This is a genomic window from Oceanicella actignis, assembly GCF_008124525.1.
Lineage (GTDB): Bacteria > Pseudomonadota > Alphaproteobacteria > Rhodobacterales > Rhodobacteraceae > Oceanicella > Oceanicella actignis.
This window is the reverse complement of record NZ_VNHJ01000006.1, coordinates 67345-94290: the sequence shown is the minus strand read 5'-3', so window position 1 is coordinate 94290 and position 26946 is coordinate 67345. Positions and strand designations below refer to the sequence as shown.

Sequence of the window (26946 nt, the reverse complement as noted above, 5' to 3'; positions counted from 1 at the left end):
GATGCAGACGCGCGGCGCGGGCGCCTGGCGCGGCGGGCTTCTGGCGCATTTCGCGCGCCATCCGACGGCGGCCAACCTGCTGCTGGCGCTGATGGTGCTGCTGGGCGCATGGGGCGCCGGCGCGTTGCGCGCGCAGTTCCTGCCCGACGTGGTCATCGAGACGGTGATCGTCTCGGTCGCCTGGGAGGGCGCCGCGCCGCAAGAGATGGACGACGCGGTCGTGGCCCGCATCGAGCCCGCCGTGGCCGCGGTCGAGGGCGTGGCGCGCACGCGCTCCGACGCGCGCGAGGGCGGCGCCTGGATCACGGCCGAGTTCGAGCCGGGATGGAACATGGACCGCGCCGTGCAGGAGGTTCAAGCCGCCGTCGACGCCGTGACCGGCCTGCCCGACGCCGCCGATCCGCCCGAGGTGCGCCGCGGCGTCTGGCGCGACCGCGTGACCGACGTGGTCGTCCACGGCCCCCTGCCGCCCGAGCAGCTGACCCGCATCGCCGACGAGTTCGCGGCCCGCCTGGCCGAGCGCGGCATCTCGCGCGTCGAGGTGCTGGGCGCGCCGGCGCCGACCATCCGCGTCTCGGTCGAGGAGGCGTCGATGATCCGCCACGACCTGACGCTCGAGACCATCGCGCGCACGGTCGGCGCCGCGGTCAGCGCCTCGCCGGCCGGCGAGATGGAGTCGCGCGCCGCGCGCCTGCGCGCCGGGCTCGAGCGCCGCACCCCCGAGGCGCTGGCCGAGCTCGAGCTGCCCGTCTCGGGCCTGGGCGAGGCGCTGCGCCTGCGCGATGTGGCCCGCATCGAGCGCCTGGGCGTCGAAGAGGGCGTCGAGCTGCGCGTGGGCGCGAATCCGGCGGTGGCGCTGCGGGTCGACCGCTCGGCCGCGGGCGACGCGATCCAGATCCAGCGCCAGACCGCCGAGCTGGCCGCGCGCATGAACAAGGGCCTGCCCGAGGGCGTGCGCATCGAGCTGGTGCGCAGCCGCGCCGAGCGGATCGAGCAGCGCCTGGCGATGCTGCTGGACAACGCCGCAACGGGGCTGGCGCTGGTCGTCGCGCTGCTGTTCGTGTTCCTGAGCGCGCGCACCGCCTTCTGGGTGGCGGCGGGAATTCCGGCCTCGATGCTGGCGGCGGTCGGGCTGATGCACGCCTTCGGGCTGACGCTGAACATGGTGTCGCTGTTCGCGCTCATCATCACGCTGGGCATCGTGGTGGACGACGCCATCGTCGTGGGCGAGCACGCCGACCATCTGGCGCGCGCGCGCGGCATGCCGCCGGCGCGCGCCGCGCTTGCCGCCGCGCGACGCATGACGGCGCCGGTCTTCGCCGCCTCGGCCACGACGATCGTCGCCTTCGGCGGGCTGACGCTGGTGGGCGGGCGCTTCGGCGAGCTGATCGCCGACATCCCCTTCACCGTCGCCGCCGTGCTGGCCGCCTCGCTGGCCGAGTGTTTCCTGGTCCTGCCCGCGCACATGACCCATGCGCTGGCGGCCAAGACCCGCGCGCCCTGGTATGACGCCCCCTCGCGCGCCTTCAACCGCGCCTTCCGCGCCTTTCGCGAGCGCGCCTTCCGCCCGGTTCTGGCCGTGGCCATGCGCCTGCGCTACCCGCTGACGGCGGCCGCGGTGCTGCTGCTGGCGCTGTCGGTCGAGCAGATCCTGCGCGGCACGGTTCCGTGGCGTTTCTGGGCCCCGCCCGAGCGCGGCGCGCTGACCGTCAACGTGGTGATGCTGCCCGGCGCCTCGCGCGCCGACACCCGCGCCGCGGTGGACGAGGCGGCGCGCGCCGTCGCCGCCGCCGCCGCGCGCATGAAGGCCGAGCACGGCGTGGACCCCGTCGCCTTCGTCGAAACGCGCGTCGGCGCGCTGGCCGGGCGCGGCGTGCCCGGCGCCGAAACGCGCGACCCCGACGAGCTGGGCGCCGTCTCGGTCGAGCTGATCGACGCCGATCTGCGCCCCTTCTCGTCATTCGACTTCCTCGACGCGGTGCGCCGCGAAAGCCGCCCCCATCCAATGGCCGAGACGGTCAGCTTCCGCAGCATGCGCTCGGGCCCCGAGGCCGGGATCGAGGTGCAGCTGCACGGCGCCGACCCGCGCGCGCTCAAGGCCGCGGCCGAGGCGCTCAAGGCCCGCATGGCCGCGCTGGACGGCGTCGGCGCGATCGAGGACGACATGCCCTACGACAAGACCGAGCTGGTGATCGAGCCGACGCCGCTGGGGCGCGCGCTGGGCTTCACGGCGCAGTCGCTGGGGCGCGAGCTGTTCGCGCGGCTCGAGGGCATCGAGGCCGCCCGCTTCGCCGAAGGCAAGCGCACCGCGCGCATCGTGGTCCGGCAGGCCGAGGCGGAGACGGCCGCCGATTTCCTGACCCGCGCGCGCGTGCGCGCCCCCTCGGGCGCCTGGGCGCCGCTTTCGGCCGTGGCCGAGCTGCGCGAGGGGCAGGGCTTTGCGCGGCTGCGGCGCGAGAACGGGCTGCTGCGGGTCTCGGTCACCGCCGATCTGGACGACCAGGACGCCGCCCGCGCCGCGGCGCTGCGCGCCGAGCTGAGCGAGCGCATCGTGCCCGAAGTGGCCGACGCGCATGGCGTGGCCTACCGGCTGGCCGGGCTGGACGAGGACGAGCAGGCCTTCCTGTCCGACGCGCTCAAGGGGTTTCTGGCCTGCATCGCGGGGATCTGGCTGATCCTGGCCTGGGTGTTCGGCAGCTGGACGCGCCCGCTGGCGGTGCTGGTCGTGATCCCGCTGGGGCTGGTGGGCGCGGTGTGGGGGCACTGGCTGCACGACACGCCGCTGAGCATGTTCTCGGTGGTGGGGCTGATGGGCATGGCGGGCATCATCATCAACGATTCCATCGTGCTGATCGCCGCGATCGACGAACACGCCCGCCGCCGCGCCCTGTTTCCCGCCGTGATCGACGCGGTGTGCGAGCGCCTTCGCCCGGTCCTGCTGACGACGCTGACCACGGTGCTCGGCCTTGCCCCGCTGCTGTTCGAGCGCAGCCAGCAGGCGCAGTTTCTCAAGCCCGCGGTCATCTCTCTGTGCTATGGGCTTGGCTTCGGGCTGCTTCTAGTGCTTGTGGTCACGCCGGCGCTGGCGCTGATGCAGCAGGATGTGGGGGCGGCGCTGCGGGCGATGCGCCGCATGGCGCGCAGGCCCGCGCGGCTGCGCGCGGCCGCCCGCCGGGGATGACGGCCGCGCGGCGGCGCGGCGATGCGGAGGACGGATGCGGCGCATCTACGCCATGGTGCTGGACATGCTCACCCCGGCCGAGCGCCGGCGCTTCGGGCTGCTCCTGGTCATGATCCTGGCGATGGGGATCATCGAGGCGGCGGGCGTGGCCTCGATCCTGCCCTTCCTGGCCGTCGTCTCGCGCCCAGAGCTGACGCGCGAGAACGCCGTGCTGCGCAGCCTTTACGAGCTTGGCGGGTTCGAAAGCGACGAATCCTTCCTGGTCGCGCTGGGCGCGGCGGTGCTGGGCGTGATCCTGTTCAACCTGGCGGTCAAGACCGCCACCTTCTACGCGATGAACCGCTTTGCGCAGATGCGCGCCTACAGCATCGCCTCGCGCCTTCTGACGGGCTATCTGAGCCAGCCCTACGCCTGGTTCCTGAACCGCCATGGCGCGGATCTGGCCAAAAGCGTTCTGGCCGAGGTCGACGTGGTGGTGAACGGCGCCGTGCTGCCCGCGATCAAGGTCATCGCCTATGGCGCCATCGTGCTGTTCCTGGTGGCGCTGATCGTGGCGATCGATCCGTTCGTGGCGCTGACGGCGGCGGCGGCGGTGGGCGGCGCCTATGCGTTGGTCTACCTGGCCGCGCGGCGGCTGCTGGCGCGCATCGGCGCCGAGCGCGTGCGCATGAACCGCGCGCGTTTCCGCGCCGCGCACGAGACGCTTGGCGGCATCAAGGAGATCAAGGTGCTTGGCCTCGAGGCCCCCGCCGCGCGGCGCTTTCGCGCGCCAGCCGAGCGGCTGGCGCGCATCCGCACGCTGGTGGCCGTGATCGGGGAACTGCCGCGCCAGCTGCTCGAGGCGATCCTGTTCGGCGGCATGATGGCGCTGCTCTTGCACATGCTGCTGACGCGCGAGGGCGGCATCGCCCAGATCGTGCCCACGCTGGGCCTCTACGCCTTCGCCGGCGCGCGGCTGTTCCCCGCCATGCAGCAGCTCTATCGCGACCTGACGGCGCTGCGCTTCTCGCTGCCCACGCTCGAGGCCATGCACGCCGATCTGATGGCCACCGCGCCCCGCGGCGCGCCGCCGCCCCTGCCCGAGCCGCCCGAGCGTCCGCTGGGCCTGCGCCGCGCGCTCGAGCTGCGCGGGGTCTCCTACGTCTATCCCGAGGCGGGGCGCCCGGCGCTGCGCGGGCTTGACATGACCGTGCCCGCACGCACCGCCGTCGGTCTGGTGGGCGGCACCGGCGCGGGCAAGACGACGGCGGTCGACGTGATCCTGGGCCTGCTCGAGCCGCAGGAGGGCGCGCTGATCGTCGACGGCGCGCGGATCGGACCCGAGCAGCTGCGGGCCTGGCGGCGCTCGATCGGCTATGTGCCCCAGCAGATCTACCTTGCCGACGACAGCGTGGCCGCCAACATCGCCTTCGGCGTTCCGCCCGAGCGGATCGACATGGAGGCGGTGCGCCGCGCCGCGCGCATCGCCGAGCTGCACGACTTCGTCGAGCGCGATCTGCCCGAGGGCTACGCCACCAATGTGGGCGAGCGCGGCGTGCGCCTGTCGGGCGGTCAGCGCCAGCGCATCGGGATCGCGCGCGCGCTCTATCACGACCCGGACGTGCTGGTGCTGGACGAGGCGACCTCGGCTCTCGACAACCTGACCGAACGCGCGGTTATGGACGCGGTGCGCAACCTTGGCCGCGCCAAGACCATCATCATGGTCGCCCACCGGCTGAGCACCGTGCGCGGCTGCGATCGCATCTACCTGCTCGAGGGCGGGCGCGTCGCGGCGTCGGGAACCTATGACGAGCTGATCGCGACAAGCCCCGCCTTCCGCGCCCTGGCCCGCGAGGGGGGCTGAGTCGGCGGTGGGAGTTTCGCCGAACGGGTTTGCGTCAGCGCGAGCAGGCGCCCGTCCGGCACCGGGCGTCCGTGCGCGGCAGGCCGTTCCCCGCGCGGCCGCACGAGCCTTCGGATTGCCGCAGGGGCGCATGCGCGCCCATGGCCTCGCGTGCCCGGCTTGTGGTCTCGGCTAGGATGCGGACTCATAATGTATCGCCCACAGGCGTGTGCAGGCCATGAGAACGGCGGCGAGGTCGTTGCGCGCTGACTTCTCGTAGCAGGTGGCGACCTTTCTGAAGTGTTTGATCTTGTTGAAGAAGCGCTCGACGAGGTTGCGCTGGCGGTAGATCACCGGATCGACCGAACGCTGCGCCTTCCGGTGGCGCTGCGTCGGGATGTGGCCGCGCCCGCCATGCTCGGCGATGAGTTCGAGGATGGCGCGGGCGTCATGGCCGCGGTCGGCCACGACGTCGCCGGGCGCGGGATGGGCTGCGAGCAATTCCGCCACCGCCGCCTTGTCCGAGGCCTGCCCCGGCGACAGCGTGACCGCCGGCGGCAGGCCGCGGTGATCGACCATGGCGTTGATCCTGGCGCTCAATCCACCGCGAGAGCGACCGAGGGTGTGATCCGACCTCCCTTTTGAGCCGCCGCCTGCTGGTGGGCGCGGATGATCGAGCTGTCGATGAACTGCATGCTGCCCGGAGACTTTTCCGCAAGAGTTTCAAATACCTGCACCCACCCCCCCGCCTTGGCCCAGCGATTGAAGCGATGGTAGACGGTCGCGCAGGGGCCGTAGCGCTCGGGCAGATCGCGCCAGAGCGAGCCGGTTCTCGGCGCCCGGAAGATGCCGTTCAGCACCCGGCGGTCGTCCACACGCGGCTTGTTGGGAAGAAGCGGCAGGATCAGCCCCCAAACGAAATTGGTCAGATCAAATCGCGCCATCGCCGCCTCCATCGTCGAAGACGGTGAATCACCAATCACGACAATCGTGAATGCCATTTATGGGTACCCATCCCACGGCCAGGATGCGCCGGCCGACACGAAAGCCGAACAGGATCGAGCCGGGCGGAAGGAGCGGGAAGCGCGCGTCCCGCCAGCCGTGAAAGAAGAGCGAGGAAAGCGCCGGGCTCGCCAAGCGCCGATGCGCGACGCAATCGAACCGCGGGGGGCGCGCGGGCATGACAGAGCGCTGAGCCGAAGAGGGCGTCGGCGCGGCTTTCAGGCCCCGGGCGCTTCGGAACGCTCGGCCCGCCGCCATGGCGCGGCCGCGCGGGGCAGTTTGCGCGGCAGGAACTCGTCCGGCAGGGCGTGAGGCTGCCGCGCGATCATCGCGCCAAGGGCCTCGGCCGCCGCATGGGCGATGGCGACGCCGATCTTGAACCCGCCGGTGGCGGCGAACAGCCCCTGGGCGCCGGGGACCGGGCCGACCAGCGGCGCGCGCGAGGCGGCGCGGGGGCGCGCCGCGGCCCAGCGGCGGATGACGGGCGCGCCCTCCAGCGCCGGGCACAGGGCGCGGGCGCGCCCGATCACGGCCTCGAGCGCGGCGTCGGTGCGCCGATCCGCGCGCCTGCGCGTCGCGGTCGAGCCGACGGCGACGCCCTGCGCATGCGGCACGATCCACAGCCCGCGCGCCTGGATGGCGAAGGCCTCGGGCGGCGGGCGCATCGCCAGAAGGGCCGCCTGGCCGTGCTCGGGCTCGCCAGCGCCGGGCAGCCACGGCGCCAGCAGCGCGAAGCTGCGCCATCCGGCGGCGACCACCACGGCGCGCGCGCGCACGCGCCGCGCGCCGATCTGCGCCCATCCGGGCCCGACGCGCCGCGCTCGAAGCCCCGGCAAGATCCGCCCGCCTTCCTGCGCGACCGCGACGCTCAGCGCCGCGCACAGGGCGGCGGGATCGATGCGGGCGGTCAGGTCGTCGCGTTGCAGGCCCCAGGGCGCGGCGAGCGTCCATGCCTCGGGCGCGCGCTCTTCGATCCACATGCGCGCGCCCGGCCAGCGCCGGGCGGCGGCGGCGATGCGGGCCTCGGCCTGGGCGCGCTGGGCCGCGTCGGCGAGCGGCACGGCGCGTCCGATGCGGCGATAGCCGGTCGCAAGGCCCGTGCGGGCCTCGAGCGCGGCGATGCGTTCGGGCAGCGACACCAGCGCGCGCAGCTGGAAATCCGCCTTCGCGCTCCAGCGTTCGGGGGCATGGGGGGCAAGCGCGCCCACCGGCCCGCCCGAGGCGCCCGCGCCGGGCGCGCGCTCGTCGATCACGGTGACGCTCATGCCGCGCTCGAGGCAGGCCAGCGCCGTCCACAGGCCGAAGGCGCCCGCCCCGATCACAAGCACGTCGCTTGCCTGCATGCCGCGCCTCCGCCTACATTCCGGCCCGATGAGCGGGCACACAAGCACCCACCGCGCCCCGGCGCAAGACGATCTGGAATGGCGCGGCGACACGCCGACGTCGCGGCGCTTCGCCGATCCGTATTACTCGCCGCTCGACGGCCTGGCCGAGGCGCGCCACGTGTTTCTGGAGGGCGCGGACCTGCCCGCGCGCATGGCGGCGGCGCCGGGCGGGCTGCATGTGGCCGAGCTGGGCTTCGGCGTGGGGTTGAACCTGTTGGCCGCATGGCGGCTGCACCTGCGGGCGGGCAAGGGGACGCTGCGCTTCACCTCGTTCGAGGCGCATCCCCTTCCGGCCGAGGTCATGGCCCGCGCGCACGCCCGCTGGCCCGAACTGGCCGATCTGTCGCGCGCGCTTTGCGCCGCCTGGCGGCCCGAGGGCGAAGCGGTTCGCGCCGCGCTGCCGGGCCTGGCGCTCGAGGTGCGGCTGGGCGATGCGCGGGCGCTGGTTCCGCGGGCCGGGTTCGAGGCCGATGTCTGGTTCCTCGACGGCTTCGCCCCGGCGCGCAATCCGCAGATGTGGGAGCCGGCCCTGATGCGGGCGGTGTTCGAGGCCTGCCGGCCGGGGGGCGCGGCGGTCACCTATTCGGCGGCCGGGGCCGTGCGGCGGGCGCTGGCGGCGGCCGGCTTCGAGGTGCGCAAGCGCCCCGGCTTCGCGCGCAAGCGCGAGATGCTGGTCGCCCTCAAGCCGCCCGCCGGCGCGCCGCAGCGATGACGGACGACGCCATCGCGCGGCTCGAGGCGCGCATCGCCGCCTGCGAGCTGTGCGCCCCGCGCTTCGCGGCGACCGCCACGGCCCATGCGCCGCGGCCGGTGACGCGCATGTCGGCGACGGCCCGCATCCTGATCGCCGGGCAGGCGCCGGGCGCGCGGGTGCATGCCTCGGGCCTGCCCTTCGACGATCGCTCGGGCGATCGGCTGCGTGACTGGATGGGCGTGGACCGCGCCGCCTTCTACGACCGCGCGCGCATCGCCATCCTGCCCATGGCGTTCTGCTTTCCCGGCTACGACGCGCGCGGCGCCGATCTGCCGCCGCCGCCGATCTGCGCGCGCACCTGGCGGCGCGAGGCGCTGGCGCTGATGCCGCAGATCGAATTGACGCTGCTGGTCGGCGGGCACGCGCAGGCCTGGGCGCTGGGCGCGCGCAACGTCACGCGCACGGTGGCCGAATGGCGGCGCCACGCGCCCGCCGTCCTGCCCCTGCCGCATCCTTCATGGCGCAACACCGCGTGGCTGCGCGCCAATCCGTGGTTCGAGGCCGAGGTCGTGCCCTGGCTGCGCGCGCGCGTCGCGCAGCTGCTGCGCTGAGGCGCTTGCACGCGGGCGCGGCGCGGCCCTATGACTTGGCGGCCCGCGCCGCGGCGCGCCGGGCCGTTCCGCCCTGGCCACTCGCAAGGAGCCGCCATGACCGATCCCCGGCCGACCGCGCTTGACGCGGCCTTCGCGCGCGCGGGGGGCGACCAGTCCGCCGGCGCCGTGTTCGATGCGCTGTTCAACTCGGAAATGCTGCTGATGCTGACCGAAGAGCCGCAGGGCGACTCGATCAGCCCGGTGTTGCTGGCGCTCGAGGCCGGCCCGACCGCGCTGGCCTTCGATCGGGTCGAAAGGCTGGCCGCCTTCGTCGATCGGCCCGCGCCCTATGCGGCGATGCCCGGAAGGGCGCTGGTCTCGCTGCTGGCGGCGCGCGCCGAAAGCGGCGCGCCGGTGAACCTTGCCGTCAATCCTGGCGTTGCGCCGTCCGAGCTGTTCTACGACGCCGAGGCGCTGCGCTGGGCGGCCGGGATCCTGGCCCAGGCGCCCGCGCGCGCTCAGGCGCCGCGGCTGACGGCGGTCGAGCCGCCGCGCGCCGCGCCGCGGGCGCTGCTCGAGGCGCTGGACGCCAAGCTGGCCGCGCTGTCGCCCGTTCTGGCCGAGGCGTGGCTGGTCGGCGTGCGCGAAGAGGGCGCGCCCGACGCCGCGCGCCTGGCGGTGGTGGCGCGGCTGCGCGCGCCCGGCGCCGAGGGGCCGGCCGCTCAGGCCATCGCCGAGACGGGGCTTCTGGCCGATCCCGACGCGCCGCCGCTTGACGTCGCCTTCGCCGAAGAGGGCGAAGCCCTTTTGACGCGCGCGCGCGCCGCGGGTCTGGGCTTCGCCCTCGCGCCGCCGCCCGAGCCCAGGCGCCCCGCCGCCCCCAGCGCCGACCCCGACCGCCCGCCGCGCTTGCGCTGAGGGTTGCGGCGCGGCTTCGCGTTTCGGATCATCCGTTGCGCGCGCGCAACGCGCCGCCGCCTTGCGCGGGGCGTCGGCGCGCACCCGTTGCCAAGGCGCGACGGGCCGGTTTGTGTTTGCGCCAAGGCATTTGAGGGAGCGGGATTTGTTTTCGGCGGGCGAGGCATGACCAACGGGCGCGAAGCCGGGGGCGAGGCCGCTTTCGCCCGGCGCCTGGGACCGGGCCGCGCGCATCTGCGCATTCTCGGCACCACGGATCTGCACGCGCATCTGGCGCCCTACGACTATTTCGCCGATCGCCCGGCGCCTCATCTGGGGCTGAGCCGCGCGGCGGCGCTGATCCGCAGTCTGCGCGCCCAGGCGCCCAACGCGCTGCTGTTCGACAACGGCGACTTCCTGCAGGGCAATCCACTGGCCGATCTGGCGGCGCGCGAGCAGGCGCGCGACCCCGGCGCGACGCATCCGGTCATCGCGGCGATGAACGCCTTGGGCTACGATGCCGCGACGCTGGGCAATCACGAATTCGACTACGGGCTCGACACGCTGGCGGCGGCGCTGCGCCAGGCGCGCTTTCCGGTCGTTCTGGCGAATCTGGCGCGCAGGCGCGGCGCCGATCCGACGCGGGACGAGGGCTTCGTGCCGCCCTACGTCATCCTCGAACGCACGCTGCGCGACGGCGCCGGCGCCGCGGCGCCGATCCGCATCGGGGTGATCGGCTTTTGCCCGCCGCAGACGCTGCAATGGGATCACGGGCGCCTGGCCGGCCTGGTCGAGGCGCGCGGCATCGCCCAGAGCGCCCGGGCGCTGGTCCCGCTCATGAAGGCGCAGGGCGCCGATCTGGTCGTGGCGCTGTGCCATGCGGGCATCGTGCCCATCGCCGCGCGCCCGGACGAGGAGGAAGGCGCGCAGGATCTGGCGTTGATCGAGGGGGTGGACGTCATCCTGGCCGGGCATCAGCACCTGACCTTTCCCGGCGCGCATCCCGCCGCCCCCGGCGTGGACCCGGCGCGCGGAACGGTTCACGGCAAGCCCGCGGCCATGGCCGGCTTCGGCGGCGCCCATGTGGCCGCGATCGACCTTCTGCTCGGGCGCGGCCGCGGCGGCTGGCGGGTGATGGCGCATGAGGTGCGTCTGGCCCGGACCGCCGCGCTGCCCGCCGAGGCCGCCGACCCCGCCGTTCAGGCCGCCGCCGACGCGGCCCACGCGCGCGCGCTGGCGCATATCCGCCAGCCGGTCGGGCGGCTGCGCGCGCCGATCAGCACCTTCTTCGCGATGGCGGCGGACGACCCGTCGCTGCGGCTGGTCAACCGCGCCCAGAGCTGGCGCGTGGCGCAGGCCCTGCGCGGCACGCCGCTCGCGCGGCTGCCGCTTGTGTCGGCGGCCGCCCCGTTTCGCTGCGGCGGACGCGGAGGGCCCGACAACTATGCCTGCGCGCCCGCCGGCGCGATCACCATGCGCCATGTGGCCGAGCTTCATCCCTATCCCAACGAGCTGCGGGCGCTGCTCATCGACGGCGCGACGCTCAAGGAATGGCTCGAGCGCGCGGCCGCGGCCTTCAACCGCATCCTGCCCGGGCGCGAGGATCAGCCGCTGCTGGCGCCCGACTTTCCCAGCTTCAACTTCGACGTCGTCGATGGCGTGACCTACCGCATCGACCTGACGGCGCCGGCCCGCTACGACCTGTCGGGGCGGCTGATCGACCCCGGCGCCGAGCGGATCGTCGATCTGCGCCTTGGCGGTAGGCCGCTGGACCCCTGCGCCCGCCTGGTGCTGGCCACGAACAGCTATCGCGCGGGCGGCGGCGGCGCCTTTCCGGGCGTGCGCCCCGAGGCGATCGTGTTCGAGACCGCCGAGACCAACCGCGACGCCCTGCTGGCCTATCTGCGCGCGCACGGGCAGGTCGCGCCGCCGCGGACGCCGGGGTGGCGTTTCGCGCCGGTCATGGACGCCTCGGCGCTGTTTCCCTCAAGCCCGCGCGCGGTCGCCCATCTGGACCAGCCCCACGCCGCCGGAATCGCGCCCGTCGGCCCCGGCCCCGGCGGCTTCATGCTCTACCGCCTGCGGCTGGACCCCGGCGCAAGGGAATAAGGCGGACTTATCAAACGGTGGACTTCGCCGCGCTGCCCGCTAGGCTGGCGCGCAAGGCGGCCCCGCAGGCCGCGCACTGGTTGCAGGGTGAGGAAACATGACGAAATTCGGCGTCTCGCAGCCCGTTCGGCGGGTCGAGGATCAGCGCTTTCTGACCGGCCACGGCCGCTATGTGGACGACATCGCCCCCGCCTCGGCGGCGCATGCGGCGTTCGTGCGCTCGCCGCACGCGCATGCGCGAATCCTTTCGGTGGACGTGTCCGAGGCGCAGGCGGCGCCGGGCGTGCGGCTGGTCCTGACCGGCGCGGACATGGACGCGCACATGGACCATGACATCGACAGCGCCGTGGTGGTCAACCGCGACGGCACGCCCGGCGCCAAGCCGCGCCGCACCGTTCTGGCGGTGGACAGGGTGCGCTTCGTGGGCGACGCGGTGGCGATGGTCGTCGCCGACACGCCGGCCCAGGCGCGCGCGGCGGCCGAGCTGATCGCCGTCGAATACGAAGAGCTGCCCGCCGCCTTCGACACCGCCCGCGCCATGGAGCAGCCCGAGGTGCACCCCGACGTCGCGCCGCGCAACCTGGCCTTCGACTGGGCCTTCGGCGACGAGCAGGCCGCCGAGGACGCCTTCGCCCGCGCCGCCCATGTCGTCGAGCTGCCGCTGGTCAACAACCGCGTCATCGCCTGTCCGATCGAGCCGCGCGGCGCCTTCGCCGAGTGGGACCCCGAGGCCGAGCGGCTGCATCTTTGCTTCAACGGTCAGGGCGTCTGGGGCCTGAAGGAGCAGCTCGCCCGCCGCCTGCGCCTTGACCCGGGGCAGGTGCGCGTCACCAACCCCGACGTGGGCGGGGGCTTCGGCATGAAGGCCTTCCCGCATCCCGAGCATTTCGCCCTTGCGGTCGCGGCGCGGCTGCTGGGCGGCGCGGTGCGCTGGATGGCCGACCGCTCCGAGGCCATGATGGCCGACGTCCAGGGCCGCGACCACGTCACGCATGCCAGGGCCGCCTTCGACGAGAACCTGCGCCTGACGGCGCTGCGCGTGGACTGCGTGGCGAACATGGGCGCCTACAACTCGGGATTTGCGCAGAACATCCCCTCGACGCTGGCGAAATACGTGCTGCCCGGCGTCTACGACTTCCAGACCGCCTTCTTCTCGGTCAAGGGCGTCTACACCAACACCACCCCCGTCGACGCCTATCGCGGCGCCGGCCGCCCCGAGGCGATCTACGTCATCGAGCGGCTCATGGAATGGTCCGCCCGCCGTCTGGGCGTCGATCCTGCCGAGCTGCGCCGGCGCAACTTCATCCCGCGCGAGGCCTTCCCCTACCGCACCCTGGCGGGCGAGCTTTACGACGTCGGCGATTTCGAGCGCGTGCTGGACCGCGCCATGCGCGAATCCGACTGGAACGGTTTCGAGGCCCGCCGCGCCGAGGCCGCCGCGCGCGGCATGCTGCGCGGCCGGGGCATGTGCTACTACATCGAGTCGATCCTTGGCGCGCCCAACGAGACCGCGCGGATCGAGTTCGCCGAGGATGGCGGCGTGAACCTCTATGTCGGCACCCAGTCGAACGGCCAGGGGCACGAGACCGTCTACGCCCAGATCCTGTCCCAGCGCGCGGGGCTGCCCTTCGACCGCATCCGCGTCATCCAGGGCGACAGCGACCTGATCGCCAAGGGCGGCGGCACGGGCGGCTCGCGCTCGGTCACCACGCAGGGCACGGCCATCAACGCCGCCGCGGACGAGATGATCGAGAAGTTCCGCCCCCTGGCCGAGGAAGAGCTCGAGGCCGCCGCCGCCGACATCGTGTTCGAAGAGGGGGCCTTCCGCGTGGCCGGCACCGATCGGGCGGTCGAGATGATCGAGCTGGCCCGCATCGCGCGCGAAAAGGGCCGCGCCGACCTTCTGACGACCGAGCGCGAGGCGACGCTGCCGGGCCGCTCTTTCCCGAACGGCTGCCATGTGTGCGAGGTCGAGGTGGACCCCGACACCGGCGCGGCGCGCGTCGTGCGCTATGTCGTGGTCGACGATCTGGGCGTGCTGATGAACCCGCTTCTGGCCGAGGGGCAGGTCCATGGCGGCGTCGTCCAGGGCCTTGGCCAGGCGCTGAGCGAGCGCGTCGTGCATGACGAGAACGGCCAGCTTCTGACCGCCAGCTTCATGGACTACGCCCTGCCGCGCGCCGAGGACGTGCCGATGATCGAGTTCCACTCCGAGCCCACGCCCTCGACCGCCAATCCCCTTGGCATGAAGGGCTGCGGCGAGGCCGGCACCGTCGGCGCCCTGGCCGCCGCGGCCAATGCGGTGCTCGACGCGCTGGCGCCCGCGGGGGTGACGCATGTGGACATGCCCATGACGCCGCACCGGATCTGGACCTGGCTGCAGGAGGCCCGCGCGCGCCGCGCCTGACGGCGCGCCCCTGGCGACATGCGCCCGCGCGTCGGCCTGCGCATGGCCCTTCCGGCGGCGCCGCCTCGGCCCGCCGGCCGGCGGCGGGGGCGAACGGGCGGGGGCGAACGGGCGGGCCGGGCCGGCTGGCGCGGCGCCGCCCATCCCCGGCCCGGGCCAGGGGCCGCATGGACCGGCGGCCCGCGCCGGTGTAGGACAGGGCCATGCTCGGACCGATCAAAAAGCTGCTGCGCCGCAGGGCCGCCTCGCCCGTTTTCGATGCGCCGATCGAGATCGACCGCCCCACCTACGCCATCGGCGACATCCATGGCCGGCACGATCTGCTGATCGCGCTGCTCGAGCGGATCGCCGACGACGCCGCGCGGCATGGCTTCGAGGACGCGCGGCTGGTGTTTCTGGGCGACTACGTCGATCGGGGCGAGGAGTCGGCGCAGGTTCTGGCCACGCTGGGCGCGTTGGCGCGCGACGGCGGCGATTCGGTGGCGCTGCTGCGCGGCAATCACGAACAGATGCTGCTCGACTTCATCGCCGATCCGGTGGCCGGCGGGCCGCGCTGGCTGTCGAACGGCGGTCTTCAGACGTTGATGAGCTATGGCGTGGGCGGGCTTGGCCCGGCCTCGGACCCGCAGGCGCTGACCGACGCCGCCGCGCGCCTGGCGCAGGCGATGGGCCCCGATCTGGACCTTCTGCGCCTGACGCCCGACCGCGCCCTGTTCGGGCGCGTGCTGTTCGCCCATGCCGGCGCGGACCCCGCCCTGCCGCCCGAACGGCAAGAGGCGCGCGCCCTGTTGTGGGGCGCGCCCGGCTTTCGCCGCACGCCGCGCGCCGACGGGCTGTGGGTGGCGCACGGCCATTGGGTGGTGGACGAGCCTTCGGCCGAGCAGGGGCGCATCGCCCTCGACACCGGCGCGTGGTTCTCGGGCCGCCTGACCGCCGCGCGCATCGCGCAGGGCGAGGTGGCGTTCCTGCAGACCTGAGGCCCGACCCGCCGGCCTGTCCGGGCGAGGGGTCGGGGGCCGGTCCCGCGGCCGATGCGGGGGCGCTCAGCCGCGGCCGGGCAGCTCGGTCGCGCCGCCATGGCGGGCAGACCATTCGAGCGGCGCGTGCAGGAAGGCCTCGACCTGATCCAGCGTCGCGGCGTCGAACGCCCCGCCCGCGCGCGCGGCGGCCAGAACGTCCCACCAGGTGGCCAGATGGTGCAGCCGCAATCCGTTGCGGGCCAGCACCTCGTGAGTGTCCTTGAAGATGTCGTAGTAGAACACGACCAGCGTATGGGCGCATTCGGCGCCGGCGTTGCGGATGGCCTGGGCGAATTTCAGCTTCGAGCCCCCATCCGTGGTCAGATCCTCGACCAGCAGCACGCGCTGTCCCTCGCGGATGTCGCCCTCGATCTGCGCGTCGCGGCCAAAGCCCTTGGGCTTCTTGCGCACGTATTGCATCGGCAGGCCCATGCGCTCGGCGATCCAGGCGGCGAAGGGAATGCCCGCCGTCTCGCCGCCCGCCACGGCGTCGAAGCGCTCGAAACCCGCCTCGCGCATCAGCGTCGAGACGGCGAAATCCATCAGCGCGCCGCGAATGCGCGGGTAGGAGATCAGCTTGCGGCAGTCGATGTAGACCGGGCTGGCCAGGCCCGAGGTGAAGCGGAAGGGCTCGTCGGCGCGGAAATGCACGGCCTCGATCTCGAGCAGCATCTTCGCGGCCAGCTCGGCCATCAGCGCCTTGTCGGGGAAGGTGGCGGCGGTCATGGTCATGTCCTTTCGTCGTCTGCCTGCGCGGCGACGTGCCAGTGCACGGGAAAGCCGGGGTCGAACACGGTCACCTCTTCGTCGCCGGCGCGGATCCTGGCGGGAAAGCGCGCGGGCTCGTCGCGCCGCTCGAGCGTGATCCGCCCGTCATTGGGGGCGAGCTTGTAAAAGGCCGGGCCGTTGAGCGAGACGAAGGCCTCGAGGCGGTCGAGCGCGCCTTCGTCCTCGAACACCTGCGCCAGGATCTGCAAGGCGTTGGGCGCGGTGAAGCAGCCGGCGCAGCCGCAGGCCGATTCCTTGGCCGAGTCGGGGTGCGGGGCGCTGTCGGTGCCCAGAAAGAACATGCGCTCGCCCGAGGTCGCGGCCTCGCGCAGCGCAAGGCGGTGGGTTTCGCGCTTGGCCACGGGCAGGCAGTAGTAGTGGGGCCGGATGCCGCCCGCCAGGATGTGGTTGCGGTTGATGACCAGGTGATGGACCGTGATCGTTGCGGCAAGGTCGGGGCCGCCCTGGCGCGCATAGGCGACGCCCTCGCGGGTGGTGACGTGCTCCATGACCACGCGCAGGCCCGGCGTCGCGCGGCGCAGCGGGTCGAGAACGCGGTCGATGAAGACGGCCTCGCGGTCGAAGATGTCGATGTCGGGGTCGGTCACCTCGCCATGCACGCACAGCGGCAGGCCGATCTGCGCCATGCGCTCGAGCGTCGGGCGCACCTTGTCGAAGTCGCGCACGCCCGAGGCCGAGTTCGTCGTCGCCCCGGCGGGATAGAGCTTGACCGCATGGACAAGCCCCGAGGCCGCCGCGGCGGCGACGTCGTCGGGGTCGGTCTCTTCGGTCAGGTAAAGCGTCATGAGCGGCGCGAAGCGCGCCCCTTCGGGCAGCGCGTCGAGGATGCGCGCGCGATAGGCGGCGGCCTGCGCGCCGGTCGCCACCGGCGGCACGAGGTTGGGCATGACGATGGCGCGCGCGAAATGCGCCGCCGAATGGGGCGCGACGGCCCGCAGCATCGCGCCGTCGCGCAGATGCAGGTGCCAGTCGTCGGGGCGGCGGATGGTCAGGCGCAAGGGATCGGGCATGGCGGCGGCTCCGGCGCTGGGACGGGTCGCCGCCTTCACTATCCGCTGGCGCGCCGCGGGGAAAGGCCGCCGTCGCCGCGGGGGGTCATTCCTCTGTCCCGCCGTCGCGCTCGGCGCGCCGGCGCGCCTCGCGGCGGGCGTCGAGGCGGGCGCGGTCGGTCATGATCTCGATGGCGCGGGTGCGGGCGAAGGCATGCGCGGCGCCCTGGCGCACGGCCTCGGCCTCGGCCTCGCGGCGGCGGGCCTCTTCGCGCAGGCGGGCCTCTTCGCGCTCGGCCCATTCGCGCCAGACGGCGGCGCGGGCCTGGGCGGCCAGGTCGGCCTCGGCCAGCTCGGCCTCTTCGCGCGCGCGCTCGGCGGCGACGCGCGCGGCCTCGGCCTCGGCGCGCTCGGCTTCGGCGCGGGCGGCGCGCAGGCGGGCGGCTTCGGCCTCGTAGACGCGCTCGGCCAGGTCGGCCAGCAGGCGCAGCTTGCGCAGATCGACGCTCATTCGCCGCGCCATCCCTGCTGGCGCGCGCGCGCGCGCATGGCCTCGGCGAAGCGGATGGCGGCGGCGACGGGGGCGTAGTGCTCGGGGGCGATCTCCTGCCCGATCTCGACCGTGGCGTGCAGCGCGCGGGCGGTGGGCGGGTCCGAGTGGATGGGAACGCCGGCCTCGACGGCCTTCTCGCGGATCATCAGCGCGACCTCGTCCACGCCCTTGGCCACGCATTCGGGCGCCGAGCCGGGCTTGCGCGACCATTTGAGCGCGACCGCGTAATGGGTCGGGTTCACGATCACCACGTCGGCCTTGGGCACCTCGAGCATCATGCGGTTGGTCGCGATGTCCTGCGCGCGGCGGCGGCGCTCGGACTTCACATGCGGGTCGCCCTCCGATTCCTTGTGCTCTTCCTTCAGCTCCTGAAAGCTCATGCGCAGCTTGCGCGCGTGGTTGAAGCGCTGCCAGACCACGTCGATGGCGGCGATGAAGACGGCGATGGCGGCGATGGCGCCCAGCAGGCCGACGCCGATGCGCATCAGCGCGGCGGGAACCGCGGCGGGAGCGGCGCGCGCAAGGCCGATCATCTCGTCGAGGCGGGAGCTCAGGAACAACCCCAGCACGGCCGAGACCGCGCACAGCTTGACCAGCGTCTTGGCGAACTCGGCCAGGCCCGTCAGGCCGAACTTGTTCTTCGCGTTCGAGATGATCGAGATGCGCGAGAGCTTCGGCGCCAGCTTGTCGGGCGCGAAGACGAAGGCCTGCTGCGCGACATACGAGGCCAGAACCAGCGCGAACGGGATCAGCAGCAGCGGCGCCAGGCCTGCCGCGGCGCGGCCGATCAGCGCCGCCGAGAGCCCCGCGCCGCCCGGGCCGAGGATGCGGCCCTCGAGCCCGTCGGCGCGGTCCAGAAACGCGGCCAGCGCCGAGCCGGTCGTCTGCACGCTGACGGCGCCGAAGGCCGTGATGGCGGCCAGAAGGCCAAGATAGCCCGCCGCCGCGCCCATGTCGGTCGATTTGGGAACGTCGCCCTTGCGCCGCGCCTCTTCCAGCTTGCGCGGCGTCGGCTCGTGCGACTTCTCGGCGCCTTCGTCCTGCGCGCCGCTCATGGCAGGGCTCCGAACGGCGCGGCCAGCGTGGCGTCAAGCCGGCCCAGCCACAGGCGCAGGATCAGCGGCGCCGCAAGGGCCAGCAGCGCCAGCGCGCCGGCGGTGATGGCGGGGGCGCCGACGAAGGCGACCATCAGCTGCGGCATGGCCCGGTTGATGGCGCCAAGCGCGACGTTGTAGGCGAAGGCCGCCACCAGAAACGGCGCAGACAGCGAAAAGGCGAAGGCGAAGGCGTCGGCCGCGCGGCTCACCCCCCATTGCGCCAGGTCCTCGGCGCCCAGCGCCGCGCCGTAGGGCGCGACCTGATAGCTGAGCACGAGCGCCCGCGCCGCCTTCACATGCAGCCCCAGCGACATGGCCAGCGCAACGGCCGCGACGACCAGGATCGCGCCCATGGCCGGCATGGGGTCGGGCGTGGCGCCGGCGCCGAAGATCTGCGAGACCGACGTCGCCTGCGCCGCGATCGAGCCGGCCAGCTGCAGCGCCATCACGATCAGCCGCGCCGCGACGCCCAGAACCAGGCCGGCCAGCGCCTCGGACAACAGCGCGCGCGCCAGGCCCACGGCGCCTTCCTGCTGGGCGGCCAGCGCCTGGGGCGCCACGGCCGGCCAGACGACCAGCGTGAAGGCCACCGCCGCCGCCAGCTTGATGCGCATGGGCAGCGTGCGCTCGCCGAAGCCGGGCAGCAGCGCCACCGCCGCGCCCACGCGCGCGAATACGCCCGCCAGCGCGTAGATCGCCCCTTCGGACAGGCCCGCCAGCCCCGACAGCGCCGCGAAGAAGTCGGTCTCGTTCATCGCGCCGCCCGCTCAGGCCGTGCCGAGGAAGGCGGGCTTCACGTTGGGGCCGACCTCCTCGAAGCTGAGCACGGGGTTGCGGATGCCCTTGGCGGCCAGCACCACGCGCAGGAAGCGCCGCCGCCGGGCCGAGGTGATGATGGCCGGATAGCGCCCCTCGGACGCCGCGCGCGAGACCTTCTCGGCCACCGAGCGCGCAAGCCGGTTGATGTCCGAGGGCGGCAGCGCCACGTCCACGATGCCGTCGCCGACCTCGACCTCGTGCTTCTTGAACAGCGCCTCCCATTCGGGCCCCAGCTGGATCAGGGGCAGCGCGCCGTCGGGCTCCTGCAGCTCGGCCACCAGCTGAAAGCCCAGGCGGCGGCGCACATGCTCGGCGATCGCCTCGGTCGAGCTCATCGAGCCGCGGGCCTCGGAGATGGCCTCGAGGATCAGCGGCAGGTTGCGGATCGACACCCGCTCTTCCAGCAGCAGCCGCAGGACCGATTGCAGCAGATCCACGGGAACCTTGTCGGGAATGAACTCGTCCAGGATCTTGCGATTCGCCTGGGCGCGGGCGGGGTCCGAGACCGAGCCGAACTCTTCAAGCAGCTTGCGCAGCGCGCGGCGCGAGAAGAGCAGGGCGAAGTTCTCCTTGATCGTCTCGAGCAGATGCGTGGCGACGACCTCGGTCGGCGTGACGACGGGCAGCCCGCGCAGCGCGGCCTCCTCCTGCCGATCCTCTGGGATCCAGCGGGCCGGAGCGCCGTAGACCGGCTCGGACGTGTCCTCGCCCGCCGGCAGCTCGACCGACCCGTCGCCCTTGAGCGCCAGCGCCATGCCCACGCGCAGCTGTCCGCGCGCGCTCTCGACCCCCTGGATGCGGATCACATAGACCCCGTCGGGCAGCGACAGGTTGTCGGTCAGGCGGATCTCGGGGATGACCACGCCGTAAACCGAGGCGATGTGGTTGCGCATGTTGTGGATGCGCGCGCCAAGGCCGGTCGCCTCGTCCATCACCACGGGCACCAGGTCGGCGGCGAACTCCAGATGGATCTCGTCCAGGTCCAGCACGTCGCCCACCGTCTTGCGGGCGGGCGCCTCTTCGATGACGTCGGCGGCCTCGGTCTTGCTGGCGCGTTCGGCCTGCGCGCGATGGGCCGCCCACGCCGCCGCCCCGAGCAGCGCCGAGCCCAGAACGAAGGGGACGAAGGGCAGGCCCGGGACCAGCGCGAACATGGCCATGAGCGCCGACACCGTGCCCAGCGCCGCCGGAAATCCGCCCAGCTGGCTGAGCAGCGCCTTGTCGGTCGAGCCCATCATGCCGCCCTTGGACAGCAGCAGCGCGGTGGCGATCGAGATGATGACCGCGGGGATCTGCGTCACCAGCCCGTCGCCGACGGTCAGGATGGCGTAGGTCTCGAACGCCTTGCCCAGCGGCATTCCATGCGCCAGCACGCCGATCGCCAACCCCATGAGCAGGTTGAGCAGCGTGATCAGCAGGCCCGCCACCGCGTCGCCCTTGACGAATTTCGACGCGCCGTCGAGCGAGCCGAAGAAGGTCGTCTCTTCCTGCTCGAGGCGCCGGCGCTCGCGCGCCTCGGCGTGCGAGATGGCGCCCGCGGCCATGTCGCTGTCGATGGCCAGCTGCTTGCCCGGCATGCCGTCCAGCGCAAAGCGCGCGCCGACCTCGGCCATGCGGCCCGCGCCCTTGGTGATGACGATGAAGTTCACGATCAGCAGCACGCCGAACACCACCAGCCCGAGATAGACCGAGCCGCCCATCACGAACATGGCGAAGCCCTCGATCACGTCGCCGGCGGCGTTCGTGCCCGTGTGCCCCTGGCCGATGATGAGCTTGGTCGAGCTGACGTTGAGCGACAGGCGCAGCATCAGCGAGGCCAGCAGGATCGTGGGGAAGGACGAGAAGTCCAGCGGCCGCTGGATGAACAGCGTGTTGGTGAAGATCAGGATCGCCAGCCCGAAGCTGGCCGCCAGGCCCAGATCCAGCACCCATGAGGGCATGGGCAGGATCATCATGACGATCACCGCCATCAGCGCCAGGGCGAGCAGGATGGTGGGGTGGTAAAGCTGCGCGGCCGAGAAGTTCAGGCCCAGCGTCGGCCGCGGCGTCTTGATGATGCGGTCCATCGGGGCTCCTCAGTCGAAAAGGGGGCGCGCGGGGCGCAGCAATCCGCCGCCGCGCAGGGCGCGCGCGGCAAGGCTGGGGCCGCCGAGCGGCGAGACCGGCATCAGGCTGGCCAGCCTGACCGGCGGCCGCGGCGCCGCCGAGGGCGCGGCGTCGGGCCCGCCGCCCTCGAGCGGGCCGAGCGCGGCCAGGGCGGCGTTGAAGGCCCGGCGATAGCGTTCGGCGTGCTTGGGCGTGCGCGAGTGATACCAGCCGGCCGCGGTCTCCCACGAGCCCGATTCGTCGTGCAGCGTCCTGATGAACTGCGCCGCGTAGCGGGCGTTGGCGGTCGGGTCGAACATGGCCTCGAGCGACTCGAACGCCTTGCCGTGCCAGCGCCGGTTGATCTGGAAGCAGCCCACGTCATAGCTGCGCGCGCCCTCGGCGTGGCGGGCGCGCACATAGGCCAGCGCCGCCTCGCGATCGGGGAACCAGCGGCCTTCGCCCTCCATGTTCACGGTCCAGGGCCAGGGGCGGCGGCGCCCGTTCAGGGTGCGGCCGGTTTCGATCAAGGTCAGCGCGCGCATCACGCGCAGCGGAACGCCGAATTCGCGCGCGGCCTGCGCGGCGGCGCTTTCGCACAGCGCGGCGGGGTCGGCCGCGGGCGCCGGCGCGCCGGCGAAGCCGCCCAGCGCCGCCGCCGCGAAGGCGCGCGCCGCGCCCAGCATCGCCGCCGCCGCCAGGAACAGGGCGCGGGCGGCCATGCTCATTGCCCTCCGATCAGGGGAATCAGCCGGTCGCGCCAGAACGAGACGAAGGTCTCGGTCATCCATCCCATGGCGATCCAGTAGGTGATGAGGATGGCGCCCAGCTTCGGAACGAAGGTCAACGTCATCTCCTGCACCGAGGTCAGCGCCTGGAACAGGCCGATCGCCAGCCCCGTGATCAGCGCCACGCTCAGGATCGGAAGGGTGGCCAGAAAGGCGGCCCAGATCCCCTCGCGCAGCACGTCCATGATGACCGGCGCGTCCATGGCCGGTCAGACCGGCATCCGCAGGATTTCCTGATAGGCCTCGACGACCTTGTCGCGCATGGTCACTGCGGTCTGGATCGCCAGCTCGGACGAGGCCAGCGCGGCGACGACCGAATGCGCGTCCGCCCGTCCGGCCAGCCCGGCCTTGGCGGTCTCCTCGCCCTGGCGCAAGGTCTCGACGAACGAGGCGGCGGCCTTGGCGAAATCGTTCGCGCCGCCGCGCTCGGCGCGCAGGCCCGAGCGCTCTTCGCCCGGCTGCACGGCCGAGTGGATGTCGGCGTAAAGGCGCGATGCGAGACTGGAGTTGAGTTCCATGACGGTCTCCTTTCTGGAGGGAAGGGGGCGTTACTGGCGCAGCAGTCCCAGAAGGGACGAGGTCATCTGCCGCGCCTGGTCGAACATCTTGAGGTTGGCCTCGTAGCTGCGCTGGGCCTCGCGGGCGTTGGCGACCTCGGTGATCACGTCCACGGTCGAGCCCTCGTAATATCCATCGGCGTCGGCCAGCGGGTTGGCGGGGTCGTAGATCTTGCGCGGCTCGGCGGGGTCCAGATTGACGCGGCCGGCGCGCACGCCGCCGTCCTCGGTCGCCTCGAAGGGAATCAGCTTGCGCCGGTAGCCGGGCGTGTCGGCGTTGGCGATGTTCTCGGTGGTGATGCGCAGGCGCGAGCCCTGCGCGGCCATGCCGCTGGCGGCCACGGCCATGGATTTGAGCAGGTCGGTCATGGTCTCGTCATCTCCTGGCTAGGGCGATCAGCGCGCGCGGCCAAGCGCGGTGCGCAGCACGTCGAGCGACTTGCGCCAGACGCCCAGCGCAAGGTCGTGCTCGAGCCGCAGTTCGGCGGCGCGAATCATCTGATCCTCGAGGGAAACGTCGTTGCCGTTGGGCGAGGCCGCGCCGATCGCCGAGTCGCGGCGCGCGCGAAGGTCGGCGGGGTCGTCGCGCTCGACATAGCCGACATGGCCCGGCCGCGTGGCGCGCGGCGCGAAGGCGTCCTGGTCGTCCATCGCCGCGCGCGCGGCGTAGGTTTCGGAAAACGGCTTGAGATCCAGCGCCTTGTAGCCCGGCGTGTCGGCGTTCGCGATGTTGCGCGAGATCACGGTCTGCCTGGCGGCGGCGTGCCCGGCAAGCTTTTGCGCAAGCTCCAGAACCTTCAGTCCGGTCGGCATCGGGGCTTCTCCCTCGATCGGTTTCGAAAGCGAGAGTTAACCCTTGTTGGTTGATAACTCGTAACCGGCCGCCGAAGAGCGGCGCGAACCGCCGGAGAAGCCGATGACAGATCTGAGCAGCCTCGAGGCCGAGCTGGCCGCCATCGAACCCGTCCGCCGCGGGGGAACCGTGCGCCGCGTGGACACCGGCGCGCTGACGCTGCGCGGCCTCGCGCCGCGCGCGCGCCTTGGCGATCAGGTGGCGGTGACGCCCTCGCAGGTGGCGCGCGGCGCCGCGCGGGACGAGATTCGCGGCGAGATCGTCGCGCTCGACGAAGGCGTGGCGACGGCCATGACCTATGGACCCACCGATGGAATCGGGCTGGGCGATCCGGTGTGGCTGGTGCGCGAAAGCGGTCTGCGGCCCTGCGACGAGTGGATCGGCCGCGTGGTGGACGCCTTCGGCAAGCCGCTCGACGGACGGCCCTTGCCCGTCGGCCCGCGCCCGGCGCCGCTGCGCCGCTCGCCGCCGCCGGCCACGCGCCGCCGCCGCCTTGGCGGGCGGCTGGCCACGGGGCTGTCGGCGCTGGACACGGTCCTGCCCCTGGCGCGCGGGCAGCGCGTGGGCGTGTTCGCCGGCTCGGGCGTGGGCAAGTCGACCCTGCTGGCCGACCTGGCGCGCGGCGTCGAGGCGGATGTGGTCGTGCTGGCCCTGATCGGCGAGCGCGGGCGCGAGGTGCGCGAGTTCATCGAGGGCGTGCTGGGCGAAGAGGGCATGCGCCGTTCGGTCGTCATCGCCGCCACCTCGGATCAGTCGCCCCTGGTCAAGCGCCGCGCGGCCTGGGCGGCCATGACGGTGGCCGAGCATTTCCGCGACGAGGGCAAGCATGTGCTGCTGCTGCTCGATTCGGTGACCCGATTCGCCGAGGCGCATCGCGAGGTCGCCCTGACCGCCGGCGAGCCGCCCAGCCTGCGGGCCTATCCGCCCTCGACCGCCAACCTGATCGCCGGCCTTGCCGAGCGCGCCGGCCCCGGCCCCGAAGAGACGGGCGGCGACATCACCGCGGTGTTCACCGTTCTTGTGGCCGGCTCGGACATGGAGGAGCCGATCGCCGACATCACCCGCGGCATTCTGGACGGCCATCTGGTGCTGGACCGCGCGATCGCCGAGCGCGGGCGCTTTCCGGCCATCGACCTGCGGCGCTCGGTCTCGCGCTCGCTTCCGGGGGTGGCGGATGCGGACGAGAACGCGCTCATCGCCCAGGCGCGGCGCATGGTCGGGGTGTATGAAGAGGCCGCGCCCATGATCCAGGCGGGGCTTTACCGCGCGGGCGCGGATCCGCGCATCGACGCCGCCATCGCGGTCTATCCGGCGATCGACGAGTTCCTGGCCAGCCGCTCGCCGCAGGGCCCGGCCGAGGCCTTCGCGCGGCTGGCGCGGGCGCTGCACCCCGATTCGCCGGCCGATGACGGCCCCGAGGACCGCCGCGCGCCGCGGCGCCAAAACCCGGCGCCGGGCGGCTGAGGCCGCCCGCATGCGCTGGCCGCGAAAGTTGCGATGTCCAAAAAGGGCCGACTGGAGCGGGCGATGAGATTCGAACTCACGACCCCAACCTTGGCAAGGTTGTGCTCTACCCCTGAGCTACGCCCGCGATCTTCGTCGGATCGGCCAGTCGAATGTTGGAGCGGGCGATGAGATTCGAACTCACGACCCCAACCTTGGCAAGGTTGTGCTCTACCCCTGAGCTACGCCCGCATCCTGTGAGGGCGGGTTATAAGGATTCGCGGCGCTGGCGCAAGGGGCAAAATGCGCCCGGCGGCGCTGGATCGGCGCGCCCGCATGGGGTAGTGACGGGCCGGTCGACTTGACATGCAATGATCCGAGGTCCGCGATGCCCAACCAAGCGCTTCTGCCAGGCTACCTTGCCGAACGTTTCGCCTCGTGGAAGGCGCTTCGCTTCGAGCCCGACCGCGCCTGGTATGCGCGCCTGGCCGAGGGCGGCCAGCATCCGCGCGCCATGCTGCTGAGCTGCTGCGACAGCCGGGTCGACGCCGTGGGCATGTTCGGCGCCGAGCCGGGCGACCTGTTCGTGGTGCGCAACGTGGCCAACCTGGTGCCGCCCTACCGGCCCGATCATCAGCACCACGGCACCTCGGCGGCGATCGAGTATGCGGTGACGGTGCTCAAGGTGGCGCATGTGGTCGTGATGGGGCATTCTCACTGCGGCGGCGTGGCGGCGTGTCACGACATGTGCGCGGGGCTCGCGCCCGAACTGGACAAGCCCGGCAGCTTCGTCGGCCGCTGGATGGACATCCTGCGGCCGGCCTACGAGGCGGTCGCCGATCGCCTGCCCGAGGACCGGGAGGAGCGCCTGCGCGCCTTCGAGCGTCACGCGGTGCTCGCCTCGGTGCGCAATCTGGCGCAGTTCCCCTTCGTCGCCGACGCGGTCGCGCGCGGGGTGCTGACCCTTCACGGCGCCTGGATCGACATCGGCGCGGGCGAGCTGCACGGGTTGGATCTGAACAGCGAAACCTGGCGCCCGGTCGTCTGACCGCGGCGCGCGGCAAGAGGCGCCCTGACATGATCGAACAGCTTCCGCCCCCGGCCCCGCACGTATTGGCGCTGCGCTTTGCGGGCCGCATCGAGGCTCGCGACGTGGATGCGGCCGCCGAGATGCTGCGCGATCTGCTCGCGCGCGAAGAGCGGGTTTCGATGTTCTTCGAGATCGACCGCTACGAGGGCGTCTCGGCCGAGGCCCTGGCCCATGACCTGCGCGCGGGAATCGCGCTGCTGCCCGAGATCGGGCGCATCATGCGAATCGCGCTCGTCACCGATGTGGGCTGGATCGCGGCGGCCGCGCGGCTCGAGGATCGCATCCTGCCGCATGTGCATCTGCGCGTCTTCTCGCCCGCCGAGCGCGCCGAGGCGCTGGAATGGGTCGCGGTTCCGAGCGAGCCGCCGCGCCTTGCGCACGAGCCGACGGGGCCCGGGCTGCATCTGATCGAAACCGCCGATCCGAAGGTGGTGGCGTTCGAGATCGACGGCCGCCTGACCCTGGCCGACATCGATCATGTCGCCCCGATCCTGCAGGCCGCCTGGCAGGCCCATGACCGCATCCGTCTTCTGGGGCGCGTGCGCGACTGGCGCGGTTTCGACGCCGAGGTGCTGTTTTCGGCGCGCACGGCGGCGATGAAGCTGGGCGCGCTGCGTCATGTCGAACGCTACGCCCTGGTCGGCGGGCCTTCGTGGCTTGCGCGCTGGATCGAGCTGGCCGCGCCCTTCGCGCCCATGGAGCTGCGCTGGTTCCCCGCCGAGCGCGAGGACGAAGCCTGGGCATGGGTCGGAACCCGTCCCGCCTGACGCCAGC

General features: G+C 72.8%; 23 protein-coding genes, 2 tRNA genes and 1 pseudogene. 11 read left to right on the top strand and 15 right to left on the bottom strand.

Annotated features, from left to right (window positions below; all coding sequences use genetic code 11):
• The first annotated feature begins 1 nt into the window (after position 1).
• The gene (locus tag LY05_RS09830; RefSeq protein WP_148923047.1) at positions 2–3181 is read left to right on the top strand and encodes an efflux RND transporter permease subunit; all 3180 of its coding nucleotides are present in this window, start codon (positions 2–4) and stop codon (positions 3179–3181) included.
• Positions 3182–3215: 34 nt separating this feature from the next.
• Positions 3216–5024 carry an ABC transporter ATP-binding protein gene (locus LY05_RS09825; RefSeq protein WP_072747205.1) on the top strand — a complete coding sequence of 603 codons (1809 nt, stop codon included), beginning with the start codon at positions 3216–3218 and terminating at the stop codon, positions 5022–5024.
• Positions 5025–5195: 171 nt separating this feature from the next.
• Here LY05_RS09825 and LY05_RS09820 read toward each other — a convergent pair.
• Together LY05_RS09820 and LY05_RS09815 are read right to left on the bottom strand one after the other, a co-directional pair.
• A pseudogene (locus LY05_RS09820) lies at positions 5196–5947 on the bottom strand (IS5 family transposase).
• 276 nt (positions 5948–6223) lie between these two features.
• Positions 6224–7348, bottom strand: coding sequence for an NAD(P)/FAD-dependent oxidoreductase (locus LY05_RS09815; RefSeq protein WP_148923046.1), 1125 nt, complete (start codon positions 7346–7348; stop codon positions 6224–6226).
• A gap of 28 nt (positions 7349–7376) precedes the next feature.
• Here LY05_RS09815 and mnmC2 point away from each other — a divergent pair, with 28 nt between their 5' ends.
• The 6 genes from mnmC2 (at position 7377) to LY05_RS09785 (ending at position 15067) form a co-directional block, all read left to right on the top strand.
• Complete coding sequence (gene mnmC2, locus LY05_RS09810; protein ID WP_148923045.1) at positions 7377–8102, top strand: tRNA (5-methylaminomethyl-2-thiouridine)(34)-methyltransferase MnmC2; 726 nt, start codon at positions 7377–7379, stop codon at positions 8100–8102.
• Positions 8099–8695, top strand: coding sequence for a uracil-DNA glycosylase family protein (locus tag LY05_RS09805; protein WP_148923044.1), 597 nt, complete (start codon positions 8099–8101; stop codon positions 8693–8695). The genes mnmC2 and LY05_RS09805 overlap by 4 nt, the downstream gene beginning before the upstream one ends.
• A 96-nt stretch (positions 8696–8791) precedes the next feature.
• Entirely contained in the window at positions 8792–9595 is an 804-nt protein-coding gene (locus LY05_RS09800; protein ID WP_170258957.1) for an SseB family protein, read from the top strand.
• Positions 9596–9760: 165 nt separating this feature from the next.
• Entirely contained in the window at positions 9761–11683 is a 1923-nt protein-coding gene (locus LY05_RS09795; RefSeq protein ID WP_148923042.1) for a bifunctional 2',3'-cyclic-nucleotide 2'-phosphodiesterase/3'-nucleotidase, read from the top strand.
• A 97-nt stretch (positions 11684–11780) separates the two neighbouring features.
• Positions 11781–14090 (top strand): xanthine dehydrogenase family protein molybdopterin-binding subunit, encoded by a 2310-nt coding sequence (locus LY05_RS09790; protein ID WP_148923041.1) that lies wholly within the window; start codon positions 11781–11783, stop codon positions 14088–14090.
• A 203-nt stretch (positions 14091–14293) separates the two neighbouring features.
• Entirely contained in the window at positions 14294–15067 is a 774-nt protein-coding gene (locus LY05_RS09785) for a metallophosphoesterase family protein (RefSeq protein ID WP_148923040.1), read from the top strand.
• Between the two features lie 66 nt (positions 15068–15133).
• On the opposite strand, the gene LY05_RS09780 is transcribed toward LY05_RS09785, so the two are convergent.
• The 11 genes from LY05_RS09780 to LY05_RS09730 all read right to left on the bottom strand — a co-directional run bounded on the left by LY05_RS09780 (position 15134) and on the right by LY05_RS09730 (position 23599).
• The gene (locus LY05_RS09780; RefSeq protein WP_072747083.1) at positions 15134–15835 is read right to left on the bottom strand and encodes an orotate phosphoribosyltransferase; all 702 of its coding nucleotides are present in this window, start codon (positions 15833–15835) and stop codon (positions 15134–15136) included.
• 2 nt (positions 15836–15837) lie between these two features.
• A complete protein-coding gene (gene pyrC / locus LY05_RS09775) occupies positions 15838–16908 on the bottom strand; it encodes a dihydroorotase (RefSeq protein WP_148923039.1) in 1071 nt (356 codons plus the stop codon).
• A gap of 85 nt (positions 16909–16993) precedes the next feature.
• Positions 16994–17398 carry a hypothetical protein gene (locus LY05_RS09770; protein ID WP_072747085.1) on the bottom strand — a complete coding sequence of 135 codons (405 nt, stop codon included), beginning with the start codon at positions 17396–17398 and terminating at the stop codon, positions 16994–16996.
• The gene (gene flhB, locus LY05_RS09765) at positions 17395–18495 is read right to left on the bottom strand and encodes a flagellar type III secretion system protein FlhB (protein WP_148923038.1); all 1101 of its coding nucleotides are present in this window, start codon (positions 18493–18495) and stop codon (positions 17395–17397) included. The genes LY05_RS09770 and flhB overlap by 4 nt, the downstream gene beginning before the upstream one ends.
• Positions 18492–19292, bottom strand: coding sequence for a flagellar biosynthetic protein FliR (locus LY05_RS09760; RefSeq protein ID WP_072747087.1), 801 nt, complete (start codon positions 19290–19292; stop codon positions 18492–18494). The genes flhB and LY05_RS09760 overlap by 4 nt, the downstream gene beginning before the upstream one ends.
• Before the next feature lie 12 nt (positions 19293–19304).
• Positions 19305–21422 carry a flagellar biosynthesis protein FlhA gene (gene flhA / locus LY05_RS09755; RefSeq protein ID WP_072747088.1) on the bottom strand — a complete coding sequence of 706 codons (2118 nt, stop codon included), beginning with the start codon at positions 21420–21422 and terminating at the stop codon, positions 19305–19307.
• 9 nt (positions 21423–21431) lie between these two features.
• Positions 21432–22169 (bottom strand): lysozyme family protein, encoded by a 738-nt coding sequence (locus LY05_RS09750; RefSeq protein ID WP_148923037.1) that lies wholly within the window; start codon positions 22167–22169, stop codon positions 21432–21434.
• On the bottom strand, positions 22166–22432 hold the full coding sequence (locus LY05_RS09745; protein ID WP_072747089.1) for a flagellar biosynthetic protein FliQ: 267 nt from the start codon (positions 22430–22432) through the stop codon (positions 22166–22168). Before LY05_RS09745 ends, LY05_RS09750 begins: the two co-directional genes overlap by 4 nt.
• A gap of 6 nt (positions 22433–22438) precedes the next feature.
• Complete coding sequence (gene fliE, locus LY05_RS09740; protein ID WP_072747090.1) at positions 22439–22747, bottom strand: flagellar hook-basal body complex protein FliE; 309 nt, start codon at positions 22745–22747, stop codon at positions 22439–22441.
• Between the two features lie 30 nt (positions 22748–22777).
• Entirely contained in the window at positions 22778–23155 is a 378-nt protein-coding gene (gene flgC, locus LY05_RS09735) for a flagellar basal body rod protein FlgC (RefSeq protein WP_072747091.1), read from the bottom strand.
• Between the two features lie 27 nt (positions 23156–23182).
• Positions 23183–23599, bottom strand: coding sequence for a FlgB family protein (locus LY05_RS09730; protein ID WP_148923036.1), 417 nt, complete (start codon positions 23597–23599; stop codon positions 23183–23185).
• A gap of 103 nt (positions 23600–23702) precedes the next feature.
• Here LY05_RS09730 and LY05_RS09725 point away from each other — a divergent pair, with 103 nt between their 5' ends.
• Positions 23703–25103 carry a FliI/YscN family ATPase gene (locus LY05_RS09725; protein ID WP_148923035.1) on the top strand — a complete coding sequence of 467 codons (1401 nt, stop codon included), beginning with the start codon at positions 23703–23705 and terminating at the stop codon, positions 25101–25103.
• A 52-nt stretch (positions 25104–25155) separates the two neighbouring features.
• On the opposite strand, the gene LY05_RS09720 is transcribed toward LY05_RS09725, so the two are convergent.
• Both LY05_RS09720 and LY05_RS09715 read right to left on the bottom strand, forming a co-directional pair.
• A tRNA-Gly gene (locus tag LY05_RS09720) sits at positions 25156–25230 on the bottom strand.
• Between the two features lie 29 nt (positions 25231–25259).
• Positions 25260–25334 (bottom strand) — tRNA-Gly (locus LY05_RS09715).
• Between the two features lie 136 nt (positions 25335–25470).
• On the opposite strand from LY05_RS09715, the gene LY05_RS09710 reads away from it, so the two are divergent.
• Positions 25471–26130, top strand: a complete 660-nt coding sequence (locus LY05_RS09710; protein WP_148923034.1) for a carbonic anhydrase — start codon at positions 25471–25473, stop codon at positions 26128–26130.
• Positions 26131–26159: 29 nt separating this feature from the next.
• Entirely contained in the window at positions 26160–26939 is a 780-nt protein-coding gene (locus LY05_RS09705) for a SpoIIAA family protein (protein ID WP_148923033.1), read from the top strand.
• Positions 26940–26946 lie beyond the last annotated feature (7 nt).

What these genes read in the sequence shown, in the direction of transcription:
- LY05_RS09830 (WP_148923047.1), top strand. Translation starts at nt 2, where the DNA reads ATGCAGACGCGCGGCGCGGGCGCCTGGCGCGGCGGGCTTCTGGCGCAT.
- LY05_RS09825 (WP_072747205.1), top strand. Translation starts at nt 3,216, where the DNA reads ATGCGGCGCATCTACGCCATGGTGCTGGACATGCTCACCCCGGCCGAG.
- LY05_RS09815 (WP_148923046.1), bottom strand. Translation starts at nt 7,348, where the DNA reads ATGCAGGCAAGCGACGTGCTTGTGATCGGGGCGGGCGCCTTCGGCCTG.
- mnmC2 (WP_148923045.1), top strand. Translation starts at nt 7,377, where the DNA reads ATGAGCGGGCACACAAGCACCCACCGCGCCCCGGCGCAAGACGATCTG.
- LY05_RS09805 (WP_148923044.1), top strand. Translation starts at nt 8,099, where the DNA reads ATGACGGACGACGCCATCGCGCGGCTCGAGGCGCGCATCGCCGCCTGC.
- LY05_RS09800 (WP_170258957.1), top strand. Translation starts at nt 8,792, where the DNA reads ATGACCGATCCCCGGCCGACCGCGCTTGACGCGGCCTTCGCGCGCGCG.
- LY05_RS09795 (WP_148923042.1), top strand. Translation starts at nt 9,761, where the DNA reads ATGACCAACGGGCGCGAAGCCGGGGGCGAGGCCGCTTTCGCCCGGCGC.
- LY05_RS09790 (WP_148923041.1), top strand. Translation starts at nt 11,781, where the DNA reads ATGACGAAATTCGGCGTCTCGCAGCCCGTTCGGCGGGTCGAGGATCAG.
- LY05_RS09785 (WP_148923040.1), top strand. Translation starts at nt 14,294, where the DNA reads ATGCTCGGACCGATCAAAAAGCTGCTGCGCCGCAGGGCCGCCTCGCCC.
- LY05_RS09780 (WP_072747083.1), bottom strand. Translation starts at nt 15,835, where the DNA reads ATGACCGCCGCCACCTTCCCCGACAAGGCGCTGATGGCCGAGCTGGCC.
- pyrC (WP_148923039.1), bottom strand. Translation starts at nt 16,908, where the DNA reads ATGCCCGATCCCTTGCGCCTGACCATCCGCCGCCCCGACGACTGGCAC.
- LY05_RS09770 (WP_072747085.1), bottom strand. Translation starts at nt 17,398, where the DNA reads ATGAGCGTCGATCTGCGCAAGCTGCGCCTGCTGGCCGACCTGGCCGAG.
- flhB (WP_148923038.1), bottom strand. Translation starts at nt 18,495, where the DNA reads ATGAGCGGCGCGCAGGACGAAGGCGCCGAGAAGTCGCACGAGCCGACG.
- LY05_RS09760 (WP_072747087.1), bottom strand. Translation starts at nt 19,292, where the DNA reads ATGAACGAGACCGACTTCTTCGCGGCGCTGTCGGGGCTGGCGGGCCTG.
- flhA (WP_072747088.1), bottom strand. Translation starts at nt 21,422, where the DNA reads ATGGACCGCATCATCAAGACGCCGCGGCCGACGCTGGGCCTGAACTTC.
- LY05_RS09750 (WP_148923037.1), bottom strand. Translation starts at nt 22,169, where the DNA reads ATGAGCATGGCCGCCCGCGCCCTGTTCCTGGCGGCGGCGGCGATGCTG.
- LY05_RS09745 (WP_072747089.1), bottom strand. Translation starts at nt 22,432, where the DNA reads ATGGACGCGCCGGTCATCATGGACGTGCTGCGCGAGGGGATCTGGGCC.
- fliE (WP_072747090.1), bottom strand. Translation starts at nt 22,747, where the DNA reads ATGGAACTCAACTCCAGTCTCGCATCGCGCCTTTACGCCGACATCCAC.
- flgC (WP_072747091.1), bottom strand. Translation starts at nt 23,155, where the DNA reads ATGACCGACCTGCTCAAATCCATGGCCGTGGCCGCCAGCGGCATGGCC.
- LY05_RS09730 (WP_148923036.1), bottom strand. Translation starts at nt 23,599, where the DNA reads ATGCCGACCGGACTGAAGGTTCTGGAGCTTGCGCAAAAGCTTGCCGGG.
- LY05_RS09725 (WP_148923035.1), top strand. Translation starts at nt 23,703, where the DNA reads ATGACAGATCTGAGCAGCCTCGAGGCCGAGCTGGCCGCCATCGAACCC.
- LY05_RS09710 (WP_148923034.1), top strand. Translation starts at nt 25,471, where the DNA reads ATGCCCAACCAAGCGCTTCTGCCAGGCTACCTTGCCGAACGTTTCGCC.
- LY05_RS09705 (WP_148923033.1), top strand. Translation starts at nt 26,160, where the DNA reads ATGATCGAACAGCTTCCGCCCCCGGCCCCGCACGTATTGGCGCTGCGC.